We start from the raw sequence: 21,921 nt of genomic DNA, 5'->3' as shown, positions 1-21,921 counted from the left end.
AAACAATTGTCAATTTTGGGCTGATAGATTCATATTATGGTTAAACGTTCCTCTCATCGCGGCACCCTCGCCTCCGTGGCTGCCGAGTTAGGGGTTTCTCGCACAACGGTATCTAATGCCTATAACCGCCCGGAGCAGCTTTCTTCAGCTTTGCGGGAAAAGATTCTTGCCGCTGCAGAGCGGATGGGGTATCCCGGCCCAGACCCCACGGCGCGTTCTCTAAGAGCCGGAAAAGTTGGGGCGTTAGGGGTTTTACTTACCGAACACCTCAGCTTCGCCTTTGAAGATAAAGCCAGCGTGGATTTTCTGGCTGGGGTAGCTGAGGCCTCCTATGGTTCCGATACGGCGTTGACCCTGGTTCCGGTTGGCCCGTCAACCTCGGATGACCATGCCGCCGCTTTGAAACTAGTGAACTCCGCCGTGGTCGATGGCTTTGTGATTTACTCCGTAGCAGCCAATGACCCCTATCTGCGGGCTGCTCTTGCTCGCCATGTTCCGGTGGTGTTATGCGATCAACCAACCGATCACCCAGAGTTGCCCTTCGTGGGGATCGATGATTTCGCCGCTATCCAGCCGGCAGCCCAAGCCCTTGTGGACGCAGGGCATCGCCGGGTGGGGATCCTTAGTCCCCGGCTTTTTATCAATTCCCGCAATGGCGCCTTGAGTGTTTCTGACATCCACACCGCGGAGCTTCATCTCCAACGTTCCCGGGTGCTGGGGGCCTTAGCTGTTTTTGGCGATGCAGGAATAGATCCGGAGACAGTCCCGGTGGTGTCTCGGCATATTAATGACCGGGCGAATACTCGTGACGCGGCACGAGAAATTTTGGAAACCTATCCGGACCTCACCGCGATATTGTGTACCACGGACTCGATGGCTCTTGCCGTCCTGGATTATGCCTATGAACGGGGGATATCCGTTCCGGAGGAGTTATCGGTTACTGGTTTTGATGGCATTGAGCCGGCGGTTGACCGGAATTTATGCACTATCGCTCAACCCAATAAACATAAAGGCGCTGCCGCGGGGCGGATGTTGTTGGACTTGATTGAGGACCGGCAAGGTGGACGTCGCCGCGCCGCTCACCCGCCACGTCGCATTCTGGCAACTCGCCTAATCCCTGGAGCTACCGTCGCGCCGCCGCGCCCATAAGGTGCGTAGTTCGGCGAGTTCTTGATAGATCCGTGCTACCTCCGCTAGGTCATCTACTCGCAGGGTCGCGGCAGTATCTCCCGGGCCCACCTTGACCCCCAGATCGGCTTCGCTTAAGGTGGCGAACCCCAGTTCATCGGTGGTGTCGTCGCCAATAAAAAGTACTCCGGTGGCACCTATTAAGGTTCGACGCCTACTAATCCAAGTCCCCTTATTCTCTCCGCTTACGGAAAACTCAACAATGTTTTTCCCTCGCATCGAGGTTAATCCGGGTGCCCGGATCTGGGCGGCGGCGTCACAAATCTCAGCGGCCGTTTCCGGGGATTCCTCAGCCAACTCCGCTACATGAACAACCCGGTGATAGGGCTTCTTTTCGACATACGCTCGAGGGGCAGCAGCCACGATAGCTTCAAGTTGTTCATCCAGGTCCTGAAGAATGCTAAGTTGCTGAGCATCCGGGCCGCGTTCCCCGCTGGGCTCCCCGGAGGTTTCTGCGCCATGAGAACCAGCGAAAATAACCGGGCTTTCCAGGGGGCATACTTTTTGTAGCCCAGCGAGGTGCCGCCCGGATAAGACCGCCACGGTGGTATGCGGGAGCTGAGATAACCGAGCTAAGGCGTCGATGGAATCGCCATTAATGGGGACGTCATAGATATCGCTGGGATGAAAACCCGCGAGGGTCCCATCAAAGTCGGAAACAACCAACAGCTCATCGGTGGTAGCCAGGTCAGACAGAGTACTCATAAAAACTAGGATTCCTCATTTTCTGTAGATTGAGCCGGAACCAACAACCGTATCGCCGGAGGATTGGGCTGGTCACTTTTTTCACGCACCACAATTTCACTGGCATTAAGATGCAAAATTTCCAGCGGCCCGCTATGAAGAATGTCCACCATGTGATTGTGGAAGTCTAAGTCCCTACCGGTACACGGGGCACCATCGGCGGGTTCTAATTCCATGTTCCGCAGCTCAAGTTCGGTGTCGCTTAGCTGCACGGTGGCTTGAATCTGACTGCACCCGGTGCTTCCGGTCAGAGTATTGGCTCCGAAAACCAAGAACGCTTTGCCCGCGAGGGTGGGCGGAATTCCGTTGGGGTCAGAAGGCGAAGAATAAATATTGGTGACTTGCCATTCTCGGTTATCGAGATTTCCGGGCGGTGAGGAAGCATCGCTTTGCTGGGAAGAACAGGCACTGGTGCTGGCTGCGAGCACAACCCCGATCACTGCGGCGCCGAGGTGATGAAGGTGGAGATGCCTAGGGAGGGATGTCACCTAACTCATTCCTCCTTGGGAGTGATCCGTTAAGAAACTCAAGAAACTGTTGGCCCATAAATTTACGTCGTGAGTATGGACTTGCTGATAAAGCGCCTGCATACGTCGACCCGCATCCTCCGGTTGATGGGATAGGGAATAAACGGCATTAAAAATAGCTCTTTTCACGCTTTCTAAGTCATGTGGGTTGCACAGGTGGGCGTGGGAGAGTTCCTCCGCAGCGCCGGCAAATTCACTGAGCACCAAAGCCCCGGAACCATCTGGATGCATGGCCGCAAACTCCTTAGCCACCAGGTTCATCCCATCCTTGAAGGCGGTGACCAGCATGATATCCGCGGCGGCGTAGCAAGCGGCTAGTTCTGCTTTAGGAAGGGAACGGTGAAGATAATGCACCACCGGCTGGCCTAGCTTTCCGAAGCGACCGTTAATCCGGCCGACAGCTTCTTCTACCCGAGCCCGTTCCTGTTGGTATTGCTTAATACGCTCCCGGGAAGGGGTAGCGATTTGAACTAGAACTGTCTGGTCAGGGTCCAAGGTTTCGTGTTCTAGGAGCTGCTCAAAAGCCTGAAGGCGTTGCAGGATCCCTTTGGTGTAATCGAGCCGATCCACCCCCAGCATGATGGTGTCCGGGTTGCCGAGTTTCCGGCGGATAGCGCTGATGTCTTCTGCCGTGGGGTGGCCCAAGGAGGATAGATCTATAGAAATTGGAAACGCAGCAACCTGTACCCGACGTCCATCAGGCGCCACAATAGCGGCATCAGGTTTCCGAATCTGAGCTTTGCCATAGACCGTCAACTCATCAGGTTGTCCGGTATGAGAACCAGCAGCACCGCTGATCTGCCGGGAGAGCGTTAAGAAATTATTGGCGTAGCTGGGCAGGTGAAAACCAATAACATCCGCGCCAAGAAGCCCCCGAACAATCTCTTCGCGCCACGGGAGTTGACGGAACAAGTCAGCCGCGGGGAAGGGGATGTGGAGGAAAAACCCGATGCGTAGATCTGGCCGGAGTTGGCGAAGAATGCCGGGGAGGAGTTGAAGTTGATAGTCCTGCACCCATACTGTGGCGTGGGGTGAGGCAACTTTAGCTACTTCTTCGGCGAAACGAAGGTTAACTTGCCGGTAAGCGCTCCACCAGGATCGTTGATAGATGGGTTGAACAATGAGGTCGTGGTAGAGCGGCCAGAGGGTGGCGTTAGAAAACCCCTCGTAGAATTCCGCATAGTCAGCTGCACTCAGCGACACGGGGTGGAGCAGAATACCTGAGTCTGTCCGGAAGGGCTCAAGGCTTAAAGAATCATCTGTGGTTCCGGGCCACCCCACCCAACATCCGTGGTGCTGGGCGAGTACCGGGCTAAGAGCAGCAACCAGGCCACCAGGGGAGGGGACCCATTCATGACTGCCGTCCGGGTGGGTGACAGAGTCGACCGGTAGCCGATTAGCCACCACCACAAAGTCCGCTGTGGCTCCATCCTGAGGCGGCATAGGTTTAGCCCCCTTTTCCCTTAGCTTTTCTTGGTGGCCTTCTTCGAGGTTTTCTTCACAGAAGTCTTCTTAGTTGTTTTCTTGGTGGCCTTCTTTGTTGTCTTCTTCGCGGTGCTCTTCTTGGTGGTTTTCTTCGTTGATTTCCGAGTCCGCTTCGTGGTTTTCTTCGGATGAGCGGCTTCATATTCAGCCGCAACCTTCTTATGCGACAAACCCTCCGGCTCTACGCCTAACATGCACATCAGGGTTACCCCATCCATGAAGTCCTGGGCGAAGGTAGCCACAATATTCCGGGCCCCACGTGCGGTTTCTTCTTCCACCGCGTGAATAGCTTCGGTATTTGGACGAGTGTCGGTGACCTTGGGCGGCAAGGGTCCTCCTGCTGAAGTTGGGGTGCTCAATAAAGCCGGTAGTTGCGGGCACCCATTCTACTCCACTGGGCTGAAACATGCCGTCCTAGGCCTGGGTTTTAAGGATTCTCCCGTTTTGTTTTCCGCCTGCTCCCGGTAAGACGCGCCTGGGCGCGCTTAGCACGGGCTGCTTGCTGAAAAGAGTATCGACGGGCAACCTGGTATGCCCGGTAAGAGCGGATCTTCGGGGGGCGACGTAAACGTCGGGCAATAAACTCACCTAATACCACTCCCGCGGCTAAGGAACAGGCGGTAGCTAAGGCCACCGCGAGGTTAGTAAATCCCACTAGCATTTGTTCGTGGAGCGCGGCGTACATTCCGCGGTAGACCGAAAGACCGGGGAGGAGCGGAGTGATGCCGGCAATGGCTGTAATGACTGGGGGGATTTGGAAACGACGAGCCAAGAGACCACCGGCAAGGCCAATCACGACCGCGGCAACGGCGGCGGCTGTCACTGCGGACGTTCCGAAGGGGATGAGAACGTAGTAGTAGAAAATTGATCCCGACGCAGCGGTGAGGGCAGACAACCAGACCGAGGACATCTCCGCGTAGCAGGCTAGGGCAAAACCGCCGGTGGCGATGGCGCCGAAAATGACCCGGACCGTAGCAGATTGGAAATTCGGTGGGGCGACGGATTCTAGGGCGGGAAGACCCATACCTAAGGTGGCGGCAAGTTGAATACCAAGGCCCACCCCGCCGACGATGGCGCCGGTATACAGCAAGGTTTCAAAGAAGCGGGCTGAGGCGGTGACTGGGGCACCGGTGATCCCGTCTTGGAGAGATTGCACCAGGGTAAGACCAGCAAGAAGGACGATGATCCCGGAAGCAATAATCTGCGAAGGAGAAATGTGAATGCCGAAGTACGCCACGGAGGCGTACATTCCGGCTGCCGGCAAGGTGGCGAGGACACCGCCGATGACGTTTTGGAAGAAATAGGGGAGTTTCTTGCTGTCTAACCAATAGTTCACCGACATGATGAGCATGGAGACCAAAAAAGAAGTGATCCCCACGATCCAGTCCCCGCCGAGCATGACGGATACCGTGCCGCCCATGACACCCCAGCCCAGGATGGAGGTGGATTGCTTATAGGTGGCGGGCTTGGCATCAAGCTCATCGAGAATCTTTTCCGCGACCTCCGGGGGAGTGGCACCACCTTGGATAGATCTGATGAGGCGGTCAACCTCGCTGAGTTTAGAAAAATCAGTGGTGAGGCCACGGACCACTCGGAAAACCGTGACAGGTTGACGGCGGTGGATACCGATGTGCGTGAAGATGGTGATGGTGTTGAAGGTGATATCTACGTGCACGTAGTGGAGGCCATAGGCGGAACACACCGCATGGATTTGCGTTTTGGTGTCATTATTCGACGTCCCGGAAGCAAGAAGTAACTCACCTATCCGCGCTGCGATATCCATTGCCCCGGCCACCTGGGCGCTGTCGGTGAGGTCGATAGGGGCCAGCGGAGAAGGCGGAGGAGCGGCCTTGGCGGCATCGATGGTTGCGACGTGCCCGGGACCCCGCATGAGGGAACGTAGGGCGCCAAAAATTCCAGACAAGCTGCGCGTTCTTTCTACTGGTTGGTGCAGGTCAACGAAGAAAAAGGAAAAGTCCCGTAACGAGACTTTAACCCGTGTGGACTTCCGTGGGTAGCGTCGGGTAAGTTCTTTGCTGGACCTTCTCAAGGGACGGTCTGTGCTGGAGTGGCGCAATCGGTAGCGCAACGGTCTTGTAAACCGTAGGTTGTGGGTTCAAGTCCCATCTCCAGCTCTGGGAGCGTTTTCCATCATGAAATCCCACCGCTGTACCGGAGTGTTGGACCTGACCGGCTACTCATAAAACTTCAAAGAGTTTCAGCTTCGTCTAATCGGCGGTGAATCAATGAAAGGGTACCTAGTACGTCCAGGGCATCTTGTTCCGACAATGACCATTCGATGCGGGGCTCGTGGGCAGCTGGGTTACGAAAGGCACTGAATAGTCCTTTGACCAGGTTTGCTACGCCAACCTGCTCGCTTCGTTGGGACTTTGTCTGCAGTGAATTGATTCGTACTAGCGGAGAAGATCCTAACATTGCACCATCGACCAGGTTGGAACCGTCTTCGTCGATACCCGACAACTGTCGAAGTTTGCTGCCAAGCCCCTTAATTGATTCGAAGACTGCTTCATAATAGTCGTTTTGAACTAGTTCTGGTCGACAGTAGGTGAGAACGTCGGGGTGGGTGCTTCTTCGTATAAGTTTTTGACGAAGTTGCTCGGTGCGTGCTTTGGCTTCACTGACGGTCCGGGCCCTGTCCGTGGAAATGACTACCCCGTCATCTCGAATCTTGAGTCCTGTCAGGGACAGTGCTTGGTTTACCTCGTCGCGCGTAGTCTGTGCGTCACTAGCACGGCTGAGGGTTCGCTCGGGCTCCAGTGCTGTTCGGATAAGGGCAACAAGTGCGTTCCCGTTGCGCGTTGTCTTCTGGTTCATTAAGACAGCGTGGTTTAACCGCCGCCACTTGGTGTATCCTTCGCCAAGATCGGCGCGGAGAGGTATTGAAGCAATAATGCCGGTCAATTCTGACCCAGTGTACAGGTCGCCAATCAGGCGGCAAACATGTTCAATAGTTCCAGGCTTGAAAGGTGGAATAGTTTTCTTTGTCATCAGTTTTGTTTCGAGTGGGAGAGGCGGTCGCCACAATACCTTTTTACGATCCCTTTACGTCTATCATTTGACGCAGGACCTTAGGCCAAGCTCTCCGAAACCCCAATCTGTACTAGCAGTAATTCAGTGGGTGCCATGCTCGATCGTGTGCCACTTTTAGTTTTCTTGGCGTGAATCAAACTATATCTTCAATGCTACTCGCTGTTTCTAGCTTGTGTAGAGAAACATAACGCTGTTTGTGTGTAAAAGCTGACTCCCGCCCCTTATTCTGATTTGGAATAGAACCTGATAGTTTGCGATGATCGCGCGAGCCAGGTCGAGTCAAGAGAAAGACCTGATATTCGCCAGAATCGGCCCATCCTATCTCGTGGCTTTTTCGAATTACCTTCGCAATCTGTCGGTCTTCCCTATTTTGTGACTGCTGCAGGCGGTCGGCCTCTTGTTTAGTCCATTTCACATTATCGCGGCGATGCCTTATCTTTGGCACGTCCGACTGCACTGCCTGGTCGCTGTAGAAAGCTATTCGTTCGACATCTCGAAAGGCGCGGCCCGGCTGGCAAACATATGCGCACGCGGACTGGTAAAACTGCCACGCCTGTTCGGCGGGAACAATAACAGTATCTAACTGGGTTTGGGGTCTTTTCTTGTATATCTTCATTGTCTGATCCACATTTTTAAGCCATGCGCTAGCCTCGTCCCCGAGAAACTCAGCAACTCGGTGTATGCGGCGAATTTCGAAAGGAACGTCAACGTTAAGCATAGAATCGTGGTGAGCTATGCGGTTGCGTATCTTCCGGAGTGATTCGAGTTCTTTCATTACGTCTTTTCTGTCTCCTGAAGATCCAGGAAATGCTTTATGGAGCGCAGAGCGCCACAGATCTTCATGTTTTGCTCCAACCATTCCTGACCAGAACCCGAAGTTCATGCCAGCGATAATTTGTTGACGGGTATCCTTGTCGTACTTTCTTAATCGGTTTCTGACATCATCTATTTCATCCGACATATTCTGTGTCGTGGGTGGATTCCGGAGGAACCAGGGTATCCCGCAATCTTCGTCTCGAAACGTTTTAGACAAAGCCGTATCTATCGCGTTCCTTAGCATAATTTCGAGGTGGGATATAAGCTCGAACATTGACATGGACATACGGGTACTCCACACGTAGAGTTCCAGGGCCTTGTCCAGTTCATCATCGGTGTGTTGGAGATAGGGTGCTAGCCTTGCGTTAGAAAGGTGCCTGGCCACAGCGGTACTTGAGTAATTCATGGACTCATGGTACGATATCGGTTGAACGCCCCGGTGTCGCCTCTTGATCTACATGATCAATGCGTCCGGGGCTTTGACTTAGCCCTTCATCGATTCAGTCAGTAGTGAGGGACTTATGGTGGAGGACGTCAGGTGCAGTTCAATGGCATAGTTACTGCGATGTTAAGCTGCAATCGCACCGAGTTTGAACTAGTAGAGGCGTGGTTCCTGGTATAGAGTCATCCTCGATTTCTTGCGTGAGAGAACTGAGGCACCGAGGGAAGCAACGGACGCGACCCTTTCTCCTAGAAGAGCGTGGTCTCCCGGCCACAGGCACGGGTGGGGTCTTCGGCATTAAGTGCCATATAAGGGGCAGCCAAGCCCTAGACCCACTTCTTCTTGGTTACTCAGTGAGAGTGGTCGAAGAGACTAAAAACAGGGGAGGGATGTAGGCCTGTCTGGCTTTACTTCCATTGAACTATTCTATGTCTGACCTGCAAGGGATAGGGGAAGGGCTATCTATTTGGTCGAGGTAGTGTGTTGCTGATATGGCTTAAAGAGATGGGCGACGATCTTTGGCTCATCGTCATTAAAGCTCACCCCGTAGGCTTCTTCCACTGCAGTATCGAGTTCCTGGTGCGCCCGTATGAGTGCGGGATAGAGAAAATCGTTATCCGGATCGTAGAGATCAGCCAAGGTAGCCGCGGGTTCAGCGGTGATGTCATTGTTATCCGGTACTCCCGCTGGACACTGGTAGAGCTGGCGCGCATCAAGCACCACTTGGGCGCACTTTTCAATACGATGACGCTGCTCATCAGTAGGTTCGGGCCAGATGAAATTGTTGTACACAATCGTGTTGGCGTAGCTATAGTCTGACTTTAACCGTCCAGCTATTGCCCGCATCCACGCATTATGGAAACGCGACATGAAGATCCCGAATATGTACAGGTTATCGGTAGGGATGAAGTAAAGCTTATCCCCAGGGATCATGCCATTGGTGACAAAACCGGCAGGGATATATGCGCGACGTTCAGAGCTCACCTTCGGGATTCCGATGTAGGTAGTGCCGGGATCGCGAACTTCACCGAAAAGCCAGGGAGCGTCAGCTTTGTTTCTGGTCGCAGCTTTCTTAGACAGTAAGCGGAAATCCCGCACCGCACGGACAGTGGCATTTTCTTAATTGTGCTCGGTGGGCAGTCAACTAGCCTCAGACAATAACGTTTCTTTCCATTGATGAATTCAGCGCCCATGGAGAAGGGGCGAATCCAATTCTTTGCATCCGGCTGTTGAGAAACCAAATCATCAGCCTCACCCTGCCGAAACAACAGGAACCCGCCTTCCGTCGGCTTTCCTCCAGCTTTTACTGGCGGCACATCGCACAACGGTTGACCACGACGTTCGATGTATGCGTCGGGTGCATCGACTAAGTACGCATTGATGTGCTTAGGGTGAGTGGTTTCCACCAGTTTTCCGCGTCTATCGTAGGAGAACAAAGTCTTGGGATGCTTATTCGACTTGTGGCTTAGACCGACGATGACGACGTGGACATGGGCGGGATCATTTGCGTCATTGCTCCAAATAAAGGAGCGGTGGGCAAAGTCGATGGCGTAGCCATCCTCCAGGATGGGTTTCCATAGTGGTGTAATCTGCTGACCCTGGCAAATCGAGTTAGTAGAAACCAACGCGCAGCGCACCTTCTGATTGTTCTTGGCGTAGTCTGCGAACTTCTTGTACCACCCGGCCACATAGTCCAGCACGCCGCCCGACTTACCAAAAAGGACGGCACAGTCTTTCTTCTGTTCGGAGCTGTGGTTGGAGTAGCCGATAAAGGGTGGGTTTCCAATCACGAAGTCACACGTGCTGGCTGGGAGAATTTCTTCCCAGTCCGTCTGTAATGCATTACCCCGAACAATAGTAGCTGCATCAGCGAGAGGTAGGGTTGCTAGCTCGCGTCGCACAATATCTTCCGAGGTGATATTGGCCTGAAGCTCTGCGATCCACAAGGCGGTCTTTGCTACCTGGACCGCAAAGTCATTGATCTCGATGCCGGTGAATTGAGAAAGTGATACCTGAACGGGAGACTCTCCCACCTCGACAAAATCAAGCATGGACTGGCCGCGCAGCAGTTCAGTGAGCACTCGGTTTTCTAGGCGTCGCAAACAAATAAAGGTTTCAGTGAGGAAGTTTCAGGAACCGCAGGCAGGGTCAAAAAAGTGCAGAGAACTAAGCTTTTCCTGGAAGGTACGCAACCTTTTCAGTCTGGTGCGTTCGGTCACTTGGTGGTCATCAAGGATCTTAGTGAGCTTAGCGGTGAGATCGTCAAGGAAGAGGGGATCAATGACGCGGTGAATGTTCTCAGGGGAACTGTAGTGCATCCCACCGCTTCGGCGAGTTTCAGGATTCAGGATGGTCTCAAAGACACCACCAAAAATAGTGGGCGAAGTTTGCGACCAATTAGTTTCCCGCATCACCTAGTCATCTAAAAGCTCCTTAAGCTCCAGGGTGGAAAGTGAGGATTTCGCAGTTATCGGAGAATAATCACCACTAACGAAGGGAAAGCTTGAAGATCCTAAGTGTGGCACTCGATCGAGTGATCCGCTGTGGTAACTACACCTCGGAATCAGTCTACGACTCTCGTGGACTGTTGGTGCTAGAATTAACGTTATCTGCAACCAGTTAGGTTCTTATAGGTTGCAAATAGGTTGTAGAAGGATTTAATAGCTACAAAAGAGGTGCTCGTATGGGGCAAGCAACGTTTAGTGTTCGAATGGATGAGGAACTTAAACGCCAGTTTGATGAGCTATGTCGCGAGTTCGGCATGAATGCAACAACCGCTTTTAATGTGTTTGCCCGTGCGGTAGTTCGGGAGCGGAAGATTCCGTTTGAAATCTCCGCACAAAATACAGACGATGCCATCCGCACATCAGGTAGCACTGCCTTTAACGCACTTCGGATGCAGGCAGCACAAAACGGGCTATCGGATATGTCCCTGGAAGAGATTAACCGAGAAATTCAAAAAACACGCCAGGGCGTCTGAAGATGGATTGCTACGCAGTCATCGATACCAACGTCTTGGTCTCCGGTTTGCTTTCCTCCAATTCCACTGCGGCTACCGTTCAAGTCCTTCAGGCTATATTTGATGGTGCTGTTACTCCTGTGTTCAGCAAGGACATGCTTCGCGAATACCAAGAAGTGCTGCTGCGACCCAAGTTCAAGTTTGATCCGGTTATTGTCGACACTTTTTTACAGGCGATTTGTGAGGTCGGCCTGTGTATAGACCCGCATCCTAGCGACGTAGTTCTTGAGGATATGAAAGACCCTTCCTTTCTATGAAGTCGTCTTGTCCTGTCCTTATAAACCGAAATTTTTAGTAACCGGAAATCTAAAGCACTTCCCGCAAGAAGAATTTATTCTCTCGCCGAGAGAGTTTATAAATCTTCTTTAGTATCTGACGACAAGTAGTGGAACTATTTCAAGGCAGTTTTCTCAGTCGAACCTAAAACTACATCATCAAACACGGTGCACAACTTCCATCCTTTAAAACCTACAAGAGATGAATACTCTCACCCGCTTAAGAATTACGCAGCTAATTCTTCCCCTAACAACTGTTATGATGCACAGCACATCCGGTGGTGACGTTAAGGAAAGATTGGGCAGGAGGGTGTTGCAGTGAATCTTATGAAGGGAAGAACCCCGGCAACCCTTATCCAATCCAATGTTCTTGTAGACGCGTTTGTTACATCTCTGCTCACGGCAGGTATTGGATATTTGATTGCCGAAGTTAGCGTGGTCTCTGCCTCCCAGGCGATGATGGGCGTAGGAACAGGGGTGGCAATTGGTGCTCTTGCCTCACTGGCGATGGGGAAAGCGGCTGATCATTGGGGAATAAGAAAACTACTATCTCTAGTGCAGATCTTTCAAGCAGGATCCTATGTTCTTTTAGCCGTAGCCTCCCAGGAGCTCCATGTTCTAGCGGTTTTAACCTTCATCTTTTTCCTTGGCAGGTTAGTGTCCCCATTACGCGGAGCACTTCCACCCAGATACTTGCCCAAAGATCAACTGATCCAATTCAAAACACAGCTAAGGACCTTCACGCTGAGCGTCGTCCTTGGTGGCGGCTTGGCTGTCCCGCTGACCTTAAAGCTGGGATGGGGTATGAAAAGCACCATTGTTGTCATCGGGGCAGTGGGGTATCTGCTGTGTTTTCTTTTCACTAGAGCTTTGCCTCACAGTGAAAACCATGATTCACATCCACAGCTCACCCACAGTTTCTGGCGCACTTTAGCTCCCCGTGAATGGGGGATGTGGGCGTTGCTCTTAGTGGCATTTAGCGTGATAGCAAGCGCTCCGACAATGGTTCCCTACGTGCTGGCTAAGGCTGGTGAGGATTTATCGTGGTTGCTCTTTATCTCCTCGCTCATTGGTATTGCCATCAACATTGTTGTTCAGCGACTCCTCCGGGATGAGGAGGTAACTCTAACGAGGACTAGGGATCTGCGCAGAATTGCCATGTCAATGATCCTAGGGCTCTGTAGTGTATTGCTCCTGGTTGTGGCACAATCATTCTTCGCTGGGGTGTGGAGTTTTATTGTTCTGATGATTCTGGTGTTTAGCATTGCGCATCTCAGCCAAACAATCGTGACCATCGTAGCCTGGAATATTCAATACACCGCAGGGGAAGAAAAAGACCGCGCGCTCATTATTGCGGTTTTCTCCTTAACCTCATCAGTAGGAAATGGTTGTGCGCAATTCATAGGTTCCAGAGTTTTTGAAAGTTAATGGATTCCAACCGAGAGATTTATTCTGTTTACTTGCCAATCAAAAGGTGTCCTTGTTTCTGAGAGAGTGATGTCGGCCACTTGGATACGTCGGACTTTATAGTGAGGGGATGCGCAAGGCACTCAGAGTAAGGATTCTTAATCAGATCCTTCGGGCTGGGGAACTGGAGATTACCAGTCTCTGGGTGGTTCTTATCAGCAAGATAACCCGCACCATGCTTCAATAAGATCTTTCAGGGTACCCTCAGGATGCTCCTTAATCCCGCATTCTGGGGCTCCTCCGCCTCTCCTTCCCGTGCTTCACTCAGAGTGCCTATGGTGTGTGGTCAGGCGTTGATGCCATCGACGGGGAAGCGTCCTCAGGTGTATGGCTCGCACGGTGTCGGCAAAAGGCGTATCGGGCGCGGATGGATTATCTTCCCTGCCGGGCTGATATTGCTTTTCAGGTTGTTAGATGGGAGGAGACAGGGTTAGGGGTACAAGAAAAAGCCGTAGGGGGGTGCGGGAAAACCGCTCAGGGAGGTGATACGACGCTTGAAACGGTGTCGTGGGTGCGGTTGGTGGCTTCAGGGAACCTGGATGTGGCCCGGCAGCACGCGTTGCGGGTGGATATCAGTCGGTTGGACTATCACCAACGTCACAACGTGATGATGGGGGAGCTTAACGCTATTGCACAGGGGTTATCCGCCAAGGGAACCGGCTGACACCGCCTTCATGGTTTGATGAGCTGTTACGAGAAATCTTGCATAGCCGTGAATCCGAACAAGAAAGGACAACACCATGATTACTCCACGCCAAATCCGGATGGTTCAAAAAAACTCCTGGCCAACCCTACGATGATGAAACTGTCCAAGAGCTGTACCTCGACTACGACGAAGAAGACGATAACGACCCAGATAACTGGGCACGCAAAGAACAACAATCACTGTTCTAGCCCTCACACCACACCTCGGCATGTTTGCCCGTTCTCCCCACCTAAAACGTCACGCGACAATCTCGATACACTATATGCTCCTTGAGTGAATCACAGAGTTTTAACTGGTCGACGTGGGGCTGGATGTGAGTACCCACGGGGCGTGTGAAGGGGGTGTTGTGGGCGTTTTCTTGGTGAGGATCGAGAGGTTGGGGCAGATGGTAAAGGTCCCTCATGGATGCGGGAAAGAGTCTTTTAGCGTATGGGGCGAATATTTTTAGTCCAACTCCTCACCATGACACACAGATACATGTATAGTCAATGGTTTTGGGAAAATGGTTCCTTTTGGTCACACCTATAGGAGGTCAATTCACCCCTACCCGGGGTGAATAACCGTTATTTACCCTGCTCATGCCCTTGTTTCCGGGAGGGGAGAGACATAGGTTCTAGGTAGTACATATTCACTTTCAGGAAAGGAAAAGGAAAGTGGTGAATAAGCTAGCGAAACCACTTGCTGTCTTCAGTACCGCTGGACTGCTCATGACTGGAGCCATGGGTGTCGCGACCGCGCAAGAACGCAGTGGAAAAGAACTGCCGGTGGAATCGATTGTTCTTACGCGTGATGAAAATGGAAAACCAACATCTGGATATGTAATTATCCCGTTAGGGGATCCTTCGTCATCTGATGGTATTTCTGTCCGAAAGGTGCCCTATTTGCCTGGAACTAATCATGAAAAAACACCGACTGGGGGAGATTGGACATATGGTTGGCACACGATAGGGGGAACGGGGAAAGAATGTTTCTCAAACTATATGCATAGCTCAAAATCACACACAGCTTCAGTGACTATGGGTGAAGATACGAACAAGAGCACCTCAAGAGCAGGTGGATGGGCTAAAGCCTCAGTTCGTGGTGGTCTTTTGTCTGGGTCATGTCAGGTGTTTTGGTCAGATGACTAATCCTTCTCAGAAACCAAAAGACATGCTTTTACTGTTAGAGAAAGCGAGATTCCACTTAAATGAGGCAATCGAAGCGCTAGATGCTATAGAAAAAGTGGACGGTCCTGAAATAAGGGAGCATGAGTTCCTTAGTACTATGTATTTCGGAAATGCGCTAGGCTATTTCTATAGTTTTATGGTTGATGATCTTGATAAAGCAATAGAACAGACTAAGGAATATTGTGATTAGGCTATGTATGTCGTGACATGGGTTTGCTCTTAGTCTTCCATGTGGACGTATCGCTGTGCTGATGCTGGCGAGTAGCCTGTTTCTTTAGGGATGGTGCGGATGCTCATATTCGTGGTGGCGCGGAGTTCTTTGACTTTGCGCTTTTTCTTGCGCCTGGGCTAACCACTCTCCACGAGGGATAGAGGAACAGGGGTGGCAATTGGTGCTCTTGCTTCACTGGCGGTAGGAAAAGCGGCTGCGACAGAACGCGGACGTGTCAGGGGTCATCGGGCACGATCATCAAGGGGCAAGAACGCCGCACCCACCAAAATATAAAGGCTTTATAAAAATTTCTGATTTTAAAAACGCACACCAATGTCCGAATACAATGTATGTCATATAAATATGTGTCGCCAGTCGTATATCGATAGTTAATTGATGTTAGGAGTCAAAACATGTCCACAGTACAAAAATATTTTGCCCCTGCAATCTGTGTCGCAACTCTTTTAGCTGCTTCTCAATCCACTCCTGTCACCGCAGCTGAACCCGCTGTCGCAGATGTTCATAACAGTCAAGATGTCATCACCGTACAAGAAAATGGTGAAATCTCATCGGTAGAGTCCCCTAGTCCACATGTACAACTTAGATCCGCAGGCGAACGTGCACCTGATTGCATCAATGCAACACCAGAAAAAGGCTTTGTCCAGGTCTACAATCATTGCAACTGGGACATACATGTCAAGGTAATTTTTGCATTTGCCCCGGACTCAGGCTGCAAGCTAGTGGTAGCCGGAACACGTACAAATATCTCTCCTCACATCGGTCGCATCGATGGAGTAGAAACATGCTAATACCTATTGATGATAGGAATAACTCCACGCGCATAATCCCCCTTGGATTAGAACCTCTCGTTTTTCGCTACGATGATGTCTCCGCTTCACTTCGTAGAGCCGAGTCTTGAAGCTTCAGGGCGCAATACTCAAATCTTTCTTGTCGAAAGTGAATGCTGAAATAGACTTGATTTTCTAAGAGCGCAACAAAATACTGGGTACTGGGCTAGACCGCAACCTGTTTTTTGACAGGACTTTAATAACGGTTCAGGAGTCTGGATTATCCGCCGTATCTAGCCAGGAAGGACCCTCTGTGGCTTGACGGACATTAGCAACAATTCGTAAACCGGCTGTAGGGACTTCCTTCTATCACCGGTGTATGGATGAGTGCGCGCATGCAAGAAGCTGATCGCGATTCTTACCGGCAGAGAATTCAGGAAACTCGCCCAGGGAAAGGTGACGTCGAACCGACGCTCTGGCTCGCCGAGGCTCAGTAGCCGGAAGGCTTCGAAGTCGGACGCGAGAATGTAAGGCCCTCTACTGCTGCGGAGTTCTCACTTTTGACGAACAATTACGAGCTCACCGGTAACCAACTTAACCAAACCAGCGAGGAAATCTCCCAAGCCTCTGAATCAGTAGCACGACTAGTCCTATCGAGTCTCTCAATCGGGAGCTAGATACGGACTAAGGCATACTTAGCTTGTTCTAGGGAAATACCAGGGGGTTCACCACTTTTATCATGACGCATTTCCGTGACCTTGTTTTCTACCTGGCATGTCGTTAGCAGACCTGATCCGTGCTTCACTCAGAGTGCCCTTGGTGTGTGGTCAGGCATTGGCACCATCGACGGGGAAGCGTCCTTGGGGTGAATTGCTCGGCACGGTGTCCGCAAAAGGCGTATTGGGAGAGGATGGATTTATCTTCACTGCTGGGCTGATATTGCTTTTCAGGTTGTTATATGGGATGACACGGGTATAGAGGTGCCCAACAAGAACCCGTATGGGCGGGAAAATCGCTCAGGGAGGTGATACGACGCTTGAAACGGTGTTGTGGGCGCGGTTGGTGGATTTTCCACCGATGCATAGCATTTTTTCAATTCTGCGCTACCAAAGCCACTTTCGATCAATGAGGCTAGTCCGTATTTCAGTGCATTTTTGGCCGTCAGGGGTAGTGAGACCTTCATTGAGATAAGCGGGAAGAGTTTCTTTGATAAGAAAGCCAGGCTGTGCTGCTCCATGATCCATAGGTTTAGTCATGCGTTGAGACGAGATGAACCATGCCCCAAATTCTTCAGCATGACACGCGGAACATGCAAGGTCAATAGACATCTGGGGAAAGATTAAAAAGGTATCTTTTGTCTACCCCTAGAGTAACTTTTAGCTACCCCTATAGGGTCGTTTGTTCACATCCTAAAAGGGGAATTTTTTAAAAATCTATTGTTCTTTTTAAAGACTAGTAGTTAGCTCTTGATTAACATTTATTCGCCCGATAGAAAGGAATGGAAGTGGTGAATAAATTAGCTAAAACGTTCCTCATCTTTGGTGCTGCAGGGCTTATTTTGTCTAGTGCTATGGGCACTGCAATGGCGGAAGATTCAACTCAGAGTGAAGTAACTCAAGCAGCGACGTACGATCAAGGTAATGGTGGGTATTATGCTGAAGCGGTTGGGGATCACGCGATTAAAATAACGCTTTCGAATGCGTCGTTTAGACCTGAGAGAAAAGAACTTCAGGTCGTGAATTCACACGGTGAGGTTGTAGAAACCCTCGGATCGAGGATGCAAGCGTCTAACGGGCAAAAGCTTGGGGCTCACTACGAGGTTGTCTCAGATTCTCAAGCGTTAATCCACTTCGAAAACCCGAGGATCGCTCTACCTGGCGGCTGGGGGGACTACGCAAAATGCATTAGTAAAAGCGCTGCGGGGAATGCTCTTAGTGGTTGCGTTGTAGGAGCAATTGGAGGGGGCTGGATGCCTTCCTGGTGCTGGGATTGGGCTATAAGTGGAGGCGTAACTGGCCTCGTGACGTGCTGGTAGTAGGTAGCTATGAAAGAAAATAAAAAAGGAAAGATAATTCTTTATGCTTTATTATGTTCCCTATCGGATATAGTATCCTTTTTTATACTAAAGCTTTTTATGGATCATGATAGTGCGCAAGCAATTTCTACCGGTATCGGAATTGGTGCTTTATCTGTACTGATTTATCAATATAAAAGATAAATAAACAGTTACTCCTCCATGTGGACGTATCTGTGGACGGTGCCGAGGGGATACCCAGTCTCGTTAACAATGGCTTTCATAGTCATGCCTTTGGCGCGGAGTTCTGTGGCTCTGCGCTTTTTCTTGCGCCTGGGCTAACCATTCTTCACGGGGATAGAGGACCAGCGTTGAACTGTCCTTACGGAGCGGTTGCCTTTTTGGCTGTTTCTCGGGCAGTTAAACCGGGCCGGCGTCGGACCAGCGTTGAAGTGTGTCTGGGGTTAAAGCTGTAGAACTGCTCATGAGAGTATTTCCTTTGTGATAGGTAGACACTGTACATTCCGTGCTTTTCCGCTGGCTATTCCGCCTTTGCGTGCGCCTTTACGGTTTCGTCGTGTTTGGATCATGGTAAAGGTTTCTGGGTTGAAGCGTTTCCAGATCCATGTTGCGATGCTGCGGGATAAGTGGGTGATCTCGTTGGTGGGTAGCGGGACACGGTTTTCTTTTTCTAGGTCGAGGTTGTAGGCGGTGGCATGGGCATGGACAACCTCGTGTCAGAGAGCAAGGGTGCCGTTTCCTTGTTCGCGAACATCGCACTGACCCCCCATATATAGATGACCTAAGCACCTTAGTCTTGGTTGATGTGCGCACCTGCACCCGGTGAGATTCCCCAGGCAGTAATGCTTGCTACCTGTCAAAAATTGGTGCGACGTCCCACCGCCATCCCAGTAGAAACTATCCAGAAACTCACATAGCCCCTTGATGGAATTGGGAGTTTTAATCCGAGGCAACGCCCTCATCGGTGCTCTCGTTACCTCCTTTCACACTGCAGGCATCGGATATCTCATTAGTGAAATGAGCTCACTGTCACCAGACCGCGCAATGATGAGCGTTGGATTCGGAGTAGTTTCAGGGGCTATCGCCTCCCTTGCTTTAGGGTGGTATGCCGACCGCATCGGAACACAAGAACTGTTAGTGATAGTCCAAGTATTCCCAGCGGCATCCTATCTTTTCTTAGGTCTTTTCTCCTGGGAATTACTGCCCAGTATTTCCCCTAGGTATTCACGACACCGTAGGTGGTGATAAAAAACCGAGCATTATCCGTATTCCGTTTAGATGAAAGCGGAAAAAATATTGGGGTTCACTAAAACCTAAGGTTGTCAGGTTGCCGTCGGGGTTATCTCGGCAGAAAAGAAGCTCTATTCTATCTGCTTGAAAAAGAGTACTTCGCGCCATAGCTGAGATAGCTGATCTTGGTGTCTGCAACTCTGACACGGGTGGCCTTGCCGCACGGAAGGGTTAAGATTTCTGCGCTGTGCTGAAAAGTGCTGAAGATTGCTGAGGATAAAGGAATTGGAATGGTAGGGAATAACCTTCCTGAGGATGAGTTTGGACATCGTCCGGGCGCCTTCCCAGACCGGGATTGGGCAGTTAATACGTGGGATGAGAACAACAACGAGACTAATTTCTGTGCTCCGCAGCCTGGTCCACAGCCTACCTACAATGCGCCTCAACAATATGTTCCGACGCCGTGGGAACAACACGACGCCGTGGGAACAACACGACGCCGTGGGAACAACAACAGCAACGGCAGTGGGAAGCTCAACAGCAACAATTCGCTTGGCAAGATGAGCAGTACCAGGACAATCAGAAGAATTCTAGTAGTTCTCTTCCGGTCATCATCGTCCTTCTACTCATCGTGGTGATTCTGCTTGGCGTCGTCTCTTTCTTCATCACCCGCCTAGTTTTAGGCTGATTCTCCACCTTTTTAACCTCCCCTGGCATCTTCTTGACCAGGGGAGTTTGTCATTTCGTTAGTGCTGTCATTCATTTCTGTAGTAACTATGCTATAAATGTAGTAGAACTACTACAAAAAGTTGGAGTGATAATGTCAACGAAGCTTAAACCTTCAATAAGGGTGGAGGGCCTTCGATTCTCTTTTGGGAGCCACGTTGTTCTTGATGGAGTGGATTTAGAGTTGTGGCCTGGGGAAGTGGTGTGTTTATTGGGGCCAAATGGGGTAGGGAAAACGACCTTGATAGAAAGCCTTCTGGGTATCTTGCCTAAAAATGAGGGTTCCGTAGAGTTGTTGGGCTGTGATCCGCGGAAAGCTCCGTCCCGGTTTTGGGCGCAAGTGGGATTGGTTCAGCAGAACTGGTCGGATCACAACAAATGGCGGGTAAAAGATCATCTCGAATGGATCCGGGCCCAACTATGCACGGCAACGGACCGTGTCATGACTGTAAGGGACGCGTTGAATCGGGTGGGGTTAGTAGAGAAAAGCACAACACGACTCTCTCAACTATCTGGGGGGCAACGGCGAATTGTTGACTTCGCTGCGGCCACTATGGCTTATCCTCAATTATTGCTGCTAGATGAGCCATCGACGGGATTGGATCCACAAGCAAAGTCTCGCCTTCATGACTTAATCCTTGAGCATACCGACAAAAGTGCGTCGATCCTCATGACTACTCATGATCTAGCTGAAGCTGAGCACTTGGCTGATCGGCTACTCATTATGTCCCGAGGAAAGATCATTGCCGATGGAACTGTTCCGGAGTTAAGAAGGAGATTTAATTCTGGGGCTGAAATCATGTGGACCGATACAAACGGGACGCGCCAGGTTCATGTCTCACAGAATCCGGAAGAGTTTGTTCGAAGGCTGATGCAAGAGGAAATCACTGAATTGTCGATAAATAGAACCTCGTTGGAGAGTGCTTATCTAAATATCATGAGGGAGGAATCTCGCTAATGAAAATTATTTACGCTGCATGGCGCCAAACCATCGGGGATCTTAGGCCCAACATTTTTGGATTCGGCATCCTCGGAATTCTCATTCCTGTTTTAGCTATCGTAGGGATTCTTTATGTCCTCGGCAATGATCCTAATGGGGAGGCCGGCGGGGTATCCATCCGAGCCTGGGCGATGATATCTTCGGCTGTGGGTATGGGCGGTTTTATTATTGCCCAAATATCCAGTGAAACCTATGTGGACCGTATCAGCGGAGCCCTGGTCCGAGTGCGTCTTCTGCCTCACGGCCCCTTAGTCTGGACGCTGGGAAAGAGTCTGTACACAGTTACGCTAGTTTTTATTATGCAATTCTTCTGCATAATCCTAGGTCTTCTTTTCTTCCCGGAATTGCACCTTTCAGTAGTCAGTTTCTTGGTCCTCCTATTACTTATGCTGTTAATATTGCTCAGCCTTGCACCACTCGGCTTCCTATTTGCTACTTTCCTCCGTGGAACCATTAGCCAAATCCTTATCCTTGGTTTTACTACTGCCCTCATCGCGACAGCGGGAACCTTCTTCCCCCTCACCCTTCTGCCCCGATGGCTCCAGCTGCTTCACTACTGCTTCCCGATATTTTGGGGTGGTCACCTGGCTCGATGGGCAGTTTTTGATTCGGCAATCGCGGAACCAGGCGGGCAATTCCACCCGTTCCTGGGTATCGGCATTATGCTGGCATGGGCGATCATTGGTTTTGCGGTGGTTCCTGCGGTCATTCGTCGGACCTTCCGCAAAGAATCGCTGGGAAATCTCCAGAAAATGCAGGCAGCAGCTCGTTCTTACTCAGGACTATAAACGATGGCAGAAGACAAGGTATATAACCGGCTTGCGGTTCTCCGAGTTGATCGGGGAATTAGCCGACGCGAGCTGTCCGAAGCCTTAGGTGTCCACTATCAAACCATCGGATATTTAGAACGCGGAGAATATTCTCCTAGCCTGCACCTAGCCTTAAAGATAGCGGCGTTCTTCTCAGTTCCGGTGGAAAGCATTTTTTCGCTAGAAGAGTTCCCGTCGTTATTCTAGGCCGGGAACCTGGATGCGCTCTCCGGGGC

26 protein-coding genes, 1 tRNA gene and 1 pseudogene are annotated in these 21,921 nt (G+C 51.0%); 16 read left to right on the top strand and 12 right to left on the bottom strand.

Translation table 11 applies throughout. From position 1 onward, the window contains the following. The first annotated feature begins 36 nt into the window (after positions 1 to 36). Positions 37 to 1,149: a LacI family DNA-binding transcriptional regulator gene (locus GP475_RS10460; RefSeq protein WP_187974311.1), complete on the top strand. Its 1,113-nt coding sequence runs from the start codon at positions 37 to 39 to the stop codon at positions 1,147 to 1,149. Here the strand turns inward: GP475_RS10460 and otsB are convergent. The 5 genes from otsB to thrE all read right to left on the bottom strand — a co-directional run bounded on the left by otsB (position 1,111) and on the right by thrE (position 5,835). Continuing rightward, entirely contained in the window at positions 1,111 to 1,893 is a 783-nt protein-coding gene (gene otsB, locus GP475_RS10455; RefSeq protein ID WP_187974310.1) for a trehalose-phosphatase, read from the bottom strand. The genes GP475_RS10460 and otsB overlap by 39 nt on opposite strands. Before the next feature lie 5 nt (positions 1,894 to 1,898). Then, complete coding sequence (locus tag GP475_RS10450) at positions 1,899 to 2,420, bottom strand: META domain-containing protein (protein ID WP_187974309.1); 522 nt, start codon at positions 2,418 to 2,420, stop codon at positions 1,899 to 1,901. Continuing rightward, a complete protein-coding gene (locus GP475_RS10445) occupies positions 2,421 to 3,902 on the bottom strand; it encodes an alpha,alpha-trehalose-phosphate synthase (UDP-forming) (RefSeq protein WP_187974308.1) in 1,482 nt (493 codons plus the stop codon). A 20-nt stretch (positions 3,903 to 3,922) separates the two neighbouring features. Beyond that, complete coding sequence (locus tag GP475_RS10440; protein WP_187974307.1) at positions 3,923 to 4,273, bottom strand: hypothetical protein; 351 nt, start codon at positions 4,271 to 4,273, stop codon at positions 3,923 to 3,925. Between the two features lie 98 nt (positions 4,274 to 4,371). Next, positions 4,372 to 5,835 (bottom strand): threonine/serine exporter ThrE, encoded by a 1,464-nt coding sequence (gene thrE / locus GP475_RS10435; RefSeq protein ID WP_187975912.1) that lies wholly within the window; start codon positions 5,833 to 5,835, stop codon positions 4,372 to 4,374. 171 nt (positions 5,836 to 6,006) lie between these two features. Between thrE and GP475_RS10430 the strand changes: the two genes are divergently transcribed. Further along, positions 6,007 to 6,079 (top strand) — tRNA-Thr (locus GP475_RS10430). A 73-nt stretch (positions 6,080 to 6,152) separates the two neighbouring features. Here GP475_RS10430 and GP475_RS10425 read toward each other — a convergent pair. From GP475_RS10425 to GP475_RS10410, 5 genes and pseudogenes are all read right to left on the bottom strand, one after another. After that, positions 6,153 to 6,953, bottom strand: a complete 801-nt coding sequence (locus tag GP475_RS10425) for a TIGR02391 family protein (protein ID WP_187974306.1) — start codon at positions 6,951 to 6,953, stop codon at positions 6,153 to 6,155. Between the two features lie 175 nt (positions 6,954 to 7,128). Beyond that, positions 7,129 to 8,217, bottom strand: a complete 1,089-nt coding sequence (locus tag GP475_RS10420; RefSeq protein ID WP_187974305.1) for an Abi family protein — start codon at positions 8,215 to 8,217, stop codon at positions 7,129 to 7,131. Between the two features lie 498 nt (positions 8,218 to 8,715). After that, positions 8,716 to 9,099 (bottom strand): type IIL restriction-modification enzyme MmeI, encoded by a 384-nt coding sequence (locus tag GP475_RS12385; protein ID WP_316932491.1) that lies wholly within the window; start codon positions 9,097 to 9,099, stop codon positions 8,716 to 8,718. Next, a pseudogene (locus tag GP475_RS12380) lies at positions 9,079 to 10,370 on the bottom strand (DNA methyltransferase); the annotation flags it as partial. The gene GP475_RS12385 and the pseudogene GP475_RS12380, both read right to left, overlap by 21 nt. A gap of 12 nt (positions 10,371 to 10,382) precedes the next feature. Beyond that, a complete protein-coding gene (locus GP475_RS10410; RefSeq protein ID WP_187974304.1) occupies positions 10,383 to 10,664 on the bottom strand; it encodes a type IIL restriction-modification enzyme MmeI in 282 nt (93 codons plus the stop codon). Positions 10,665 to 10,936: 272 nt separating this feature from the next. Here GP475_RS10410 and GP475_RS10405 point away from each other — a divergent pair, with 272 nt between their 5' ends. The 7 genes from GP475_RS10405 (at position 10,937) to GP475_RS10375 (ending at position 15,906) form a co-directional block, all read left to right on the top strand. After that, a complete protein-coding gene (locus tag GP475_RS10405) occupies positions 10,937 to 11,233 on the top strand; it encodes a type II toxin-antitoxin system RelB/DinJ family antitoxin (protein WP_187974303.1) in 297 nt (98 codons plus the stop codon). Positions 11,234 to 11,235: 2 nt separating this feature from the next. Continuing rightward, positions 11,236 to 11,529, top strand: coding sequence for a putative toxin-antitoxin system toxin component, PIN family (locus GP475_RS10400; RefSeq protein WP_223144655.1), 294 nt, complete (start codon positions 11,236 to 11,238; stop codon positions 11,527 to 11,529). Between the two features lie 345 nt (positions 11,530 to 11,874). After that, the gene (locus tag GP475_RS10395) at positions 11,875 to 12,975 is read left to right on the top strand and encodes an MFS transporter (RefSeq protein WP_262485264.1); all 1,101 of its coding nucleotides are present in this window, start codon (positions 11,875 to 11,877) and stop codon (positions 12,973 to 12,975) included. A 319-nt stretch (positions 12,976 to 13,294) separates the two neighbouring features. After that, on the top strand, positions 13,295 to 13,678 hold the full coding sequence (locus GP475_RS10390; RefSeq protein WP_187974301.1) for a hypothetical protein: 384 nt from the start codon (positions 13,295 to 13,297) through the stop codon (positions 13,676 to 13,678). Positions 13,679 to 14,376: 698 nt separating this feature from the next. Next, complete coding sequence (locus GP475_RS10385; RefSeq protein WP_187974300.1) at positions 14,377 to 14,847, top strand: lactococcin 972 family bacteriocin; 471 nt, start codon at positions 14,377 to 14,379, stop codon at positions 14,845 to 14,847. Next, positions 14,840 to 15,076, top strand: a complete 237-nt coding sequence (locus GP475_RS10380) for a hypothetical protein (RefSeq protein WP_187974299.1) — start codon at positions 14,840 to 14,842, stop codon at positions 15,074 to 15,076. The genes GP475_RS10385 and GP475_RS10380 overlap by 8 nt, the downstream gene beginning before the upstream one ends. Before the next feature lie 434 nt (positions 15,077 to 15,510). After that, a complete protein-coding gene (locus GP475_RS10375) occupies positions 15,511 to 15,906 on the top strand; it encodes a hypothetical protein (protein ID WP_187974298.1) in 396 nt (131 codons plus the stop codon). A 1,082-nt stretch (positions 15,907 to 16,988) separates the two neighbouring features. Here the strand turns inward: GP475_RS10375 and GP475_RS10370 are convergent. After that, positions 16,989 to 17,213 (bottom strand): hypothetical protein, encoded by a 225-nt coding sequence (locus GP475_RS10370; protein WP_187974297.1) that lies wholly within the window; start codon positions 17,211 to 17,213, stop codon positions 16,989 to 16,991. 179 nt (positions 17,214 to 17,392) lie between these two features. On the opposite strand from GP475_RS10370, the gene GP475_RS10365 reads away from it, so the two are divergent. Further along, positions 17,393 to 17,920: a hypothetical protein gene (locus GP475_RS10365; protein ID WP_187974296.1), complete on the top strand. Its 528-nt coding sequence runs from the start codon at positions 17,393 to 17,395 to the stop codon at positions 17,918 to 17,920. Positions 17,921 to 17,929: 9 nt separating this feature from the next. Further along, complete coding sequence (locus tag GP475_RS10360) at positions 17,930 to 18,103, top strand: hypothetical protein (RefSeq protein WP_187974295.1); 174 nt, start codon at positions 17,930 to 17,932, stop codon at positions 18,101 to 18,103. A gap of 8 nt (positions 18,104 to 18,111) precedes the next feature. Here GP475_RS10360 and GP475_RS12680 read toward each other — a convergent pair whose 3' ends face one another. Further along, positions 18,112 to 18,189, bottom strand: a complete 78-nt coding sequence (locus tag GP475_RS12680) for a hypothetical protein (RefSeq protein WP_394367435.1) — start codon at positions 18,187 to 18,189, stop codon at positions 18,112 to 18,114. A gap of 655 nt (positions 18,190 to 18,844) precedes the next feature. Here GP475_RS12680 and GP475_RS10355 point away from each other — a divergent pair. From GP475_RS10355 to GP475_RS10335, 5 genes are all read left to right on the top strand, one after another. Next, the gene (locus tag GP475_RS10355) at positions 18,845 to 19,165 is read left to right on the top strand and encodes a hypothetical protein (RefSeq protein ID WP_187974294.1); all 321 of its coding nucleotides are present in this window, start codon (positions 18,845 to 18,847) and stop codon (positions 19,163 to 19,165) included. Between the two features lie 448 nt (positions 19,166 to 19,613). Further along, complete coding sequence (locus GP475_RS10350) at positions 19,614 to 19,838, top strand: hypothetical protein (RefSeq protein WP_187974293.1); 225 nt, start codon at positions 19,614 to 19,616, stop codon at positions 19,836 to 19,838. A 132-nt stretch (positions 19,839 to 19,970) separates the two neighbouring features. Beyond that, positions 19,971 to 20,834 (top strand): ABC transporter ATP-binding protein, encoded by an 864-nt coding sequence (locus GP475_RS10345; protein WP_187974292.1) that lies wholly within the window; start codon positions 19,971 to 19,973, stop codon positions 20,832 to 20,834. Further along, the gene (locus GP475_RS10340; RefSeq protein ID WP_187974291.1) at positions 20,834 to 21,664 is read left to right on the top strand and encodes an ABC transporter permease; all 831 of its coding nucleotides are present in this window, start codon (positions 20,834 to 20,836) and stop codon (positions 21,662 to 21,664) included. Before GP475_RS10345 ends, GP475_RS10340 begins: the two co-directional genes overlap by 1 nt. Before the next feature lie 3 nt (positions 21,665 to 21,667). Further along, entirely contained in the window at positions 21,668 to 21,892 is a 225-nt protein-coding gene (locus GP475_RS10335; protein WP_187974290.1) for a helix-turn-helix transcriptional regulator, read from the top strand. The last annotated feature ends 29 nt before the right edge of the window (positions 21,893 to 21,921 follow it).

The sequence above is a fragment of the Corynebacterium poyangense genome, assembly GCF_014522205.1.
GTDB lineage: Bacteria > Actinomycetota > Actinomycetes > Mycobacteriales > Mycobacteriaceae > Corynebacterium > Corynebacterium poyangense.
This window is presented reverse-complemented; position numbering and strand designations above follow the sequence as displayed.

Coding starts and splice junctions, on each gene's coding strand:
- GP475_RS10370 (WP_187974297.1), bottom strand. CDS start 17,213: ATGTCTATTGACCTTGCATGTTCCGCGTGTCATGCTGAAGAATTTGGG.
- otsB (WP_187974310.1), bottom strand. CDS start 1,893: ATGAGTACTCTGTCTGACCTGGCTACCACCGATGAGCTGTTGGTTGTT.
- GP475_RS10360 (WP_187974295.1), top strand. CDS start 17,930: ATGAAAGAAAATAAAAAAGGAAAGATAATTCTTTATGCTTTATTATGT.
- GP475_RS10460 (WP_187974311.1), top strand. CDS start 37: ATGGTTAAACGTTCCTCTCATCGCGGCACCCTCGCCTCCGTGGCTGCC.
- GP475_RS10410 (WP_187974304.1), bottom strand. CDS start 10,664: ATGCGGGAAACTAATTGGTCGCAAACTTCGCCCACTATTTTTGGTGGT.
- GP475_RS10375 (WP_187974298.1), top strand. CDS start 15,511: ATGTCCACAGTACAAAAATATTTTGCCCCTGCAATCTGTGTCGCAACT.
- GP475_RS10355 (WP_187974294.1), top strand. CDS start 18,845: ATGGAATTGGGAGTTTTAATCCGAGGCAACGCCCTCATCGGTGCTCTC.
- thrE (WP_187975912.1), bottom strand. CDS start 5,835: ATGCGGGGTCCCGGGCACGTCGCAACCATCGATGCCGCCAAGGCCGCT.
- GP475_RS12385 (WP_316932491.1), bottom strand. CDS start 9,099: ATGCGGGCAATAGCTGGACGGTTAAAGTCAGACTATAGCTACGCCAAC.
- GP475_RS10425 (WP_187974306.1), bottom strand. CDS start 6,953: ATGACAAAGAAAACTATTCCACCTTTCAAGCCTGGAACTATTGAACAT.
- GP475_RS10345 (WP_187974292.1), top strand. CDS start 19,971: ATGTCAACGAAGCTTAAACCTTCAATAAGGGTGGAGGGCCTTCGATTC.
- GP475_RS10335 (WP_187974290.1), top strand. CDS start 21,668: ATGGCAGAAGACAAGGTATATAACCGGCTTGCGGTTCTCCGAGTTGAT.
- GP475_RS10400 (WP_223144655.1), top strand. CDS start 11,236: ATGGATTGCTACGCAGTCATCGATACCAACGTCTTGGTCTCCGGTTTG.
- GP475_RS10340 (WP_187974291.1), top strand. CDS start 20,834: ATGAAAATTATTTACGCTGCATGGCGCCAAACCATCGGGGATCTTAGG.
- GP475_RS10420 (WP_187974305.1), bottom strand. CDS start 8,217: ATGAATTACTCAAGTACCGCTGTGGCCAGGCACCTTTCTAACGCAAGG.
- GP475_RS10380 (WP_187974299.1), top strand. CDS start 14,840: ATGACTAATCCTTCTCAGAAACCAAAAGACATGCTTTTACTGTTAGAG.
- GP475_RS10405 (WP_187974303.1), top strand. CDS start 10,937: ATGGGGCAAGCAACGTTTAGTGTTCGAATGGATGAGGAACTTAAACGC.
- GP475_RS10445 (WP_187974308.1), bottom strand. CDS start 3,902: ATGCCGCCTCAGGATGGAGCCACAGCGGACTTTGTGGTGGTGGCTAAT.
- GP475_RS10395 (WP_262485264.1), top strand. CDS start 11,875: ATGAAGGGAAGAACCCCGGCAACCCTTATCCAATCCAATGTTCTTGTA.
- GP475_RS12680 (WP_394367435.1), bottom strand. CDS start 18,189: ATGACTATGAAAGCCATTGTTAACGAGACTGGGTATCCCCTCGGCACC.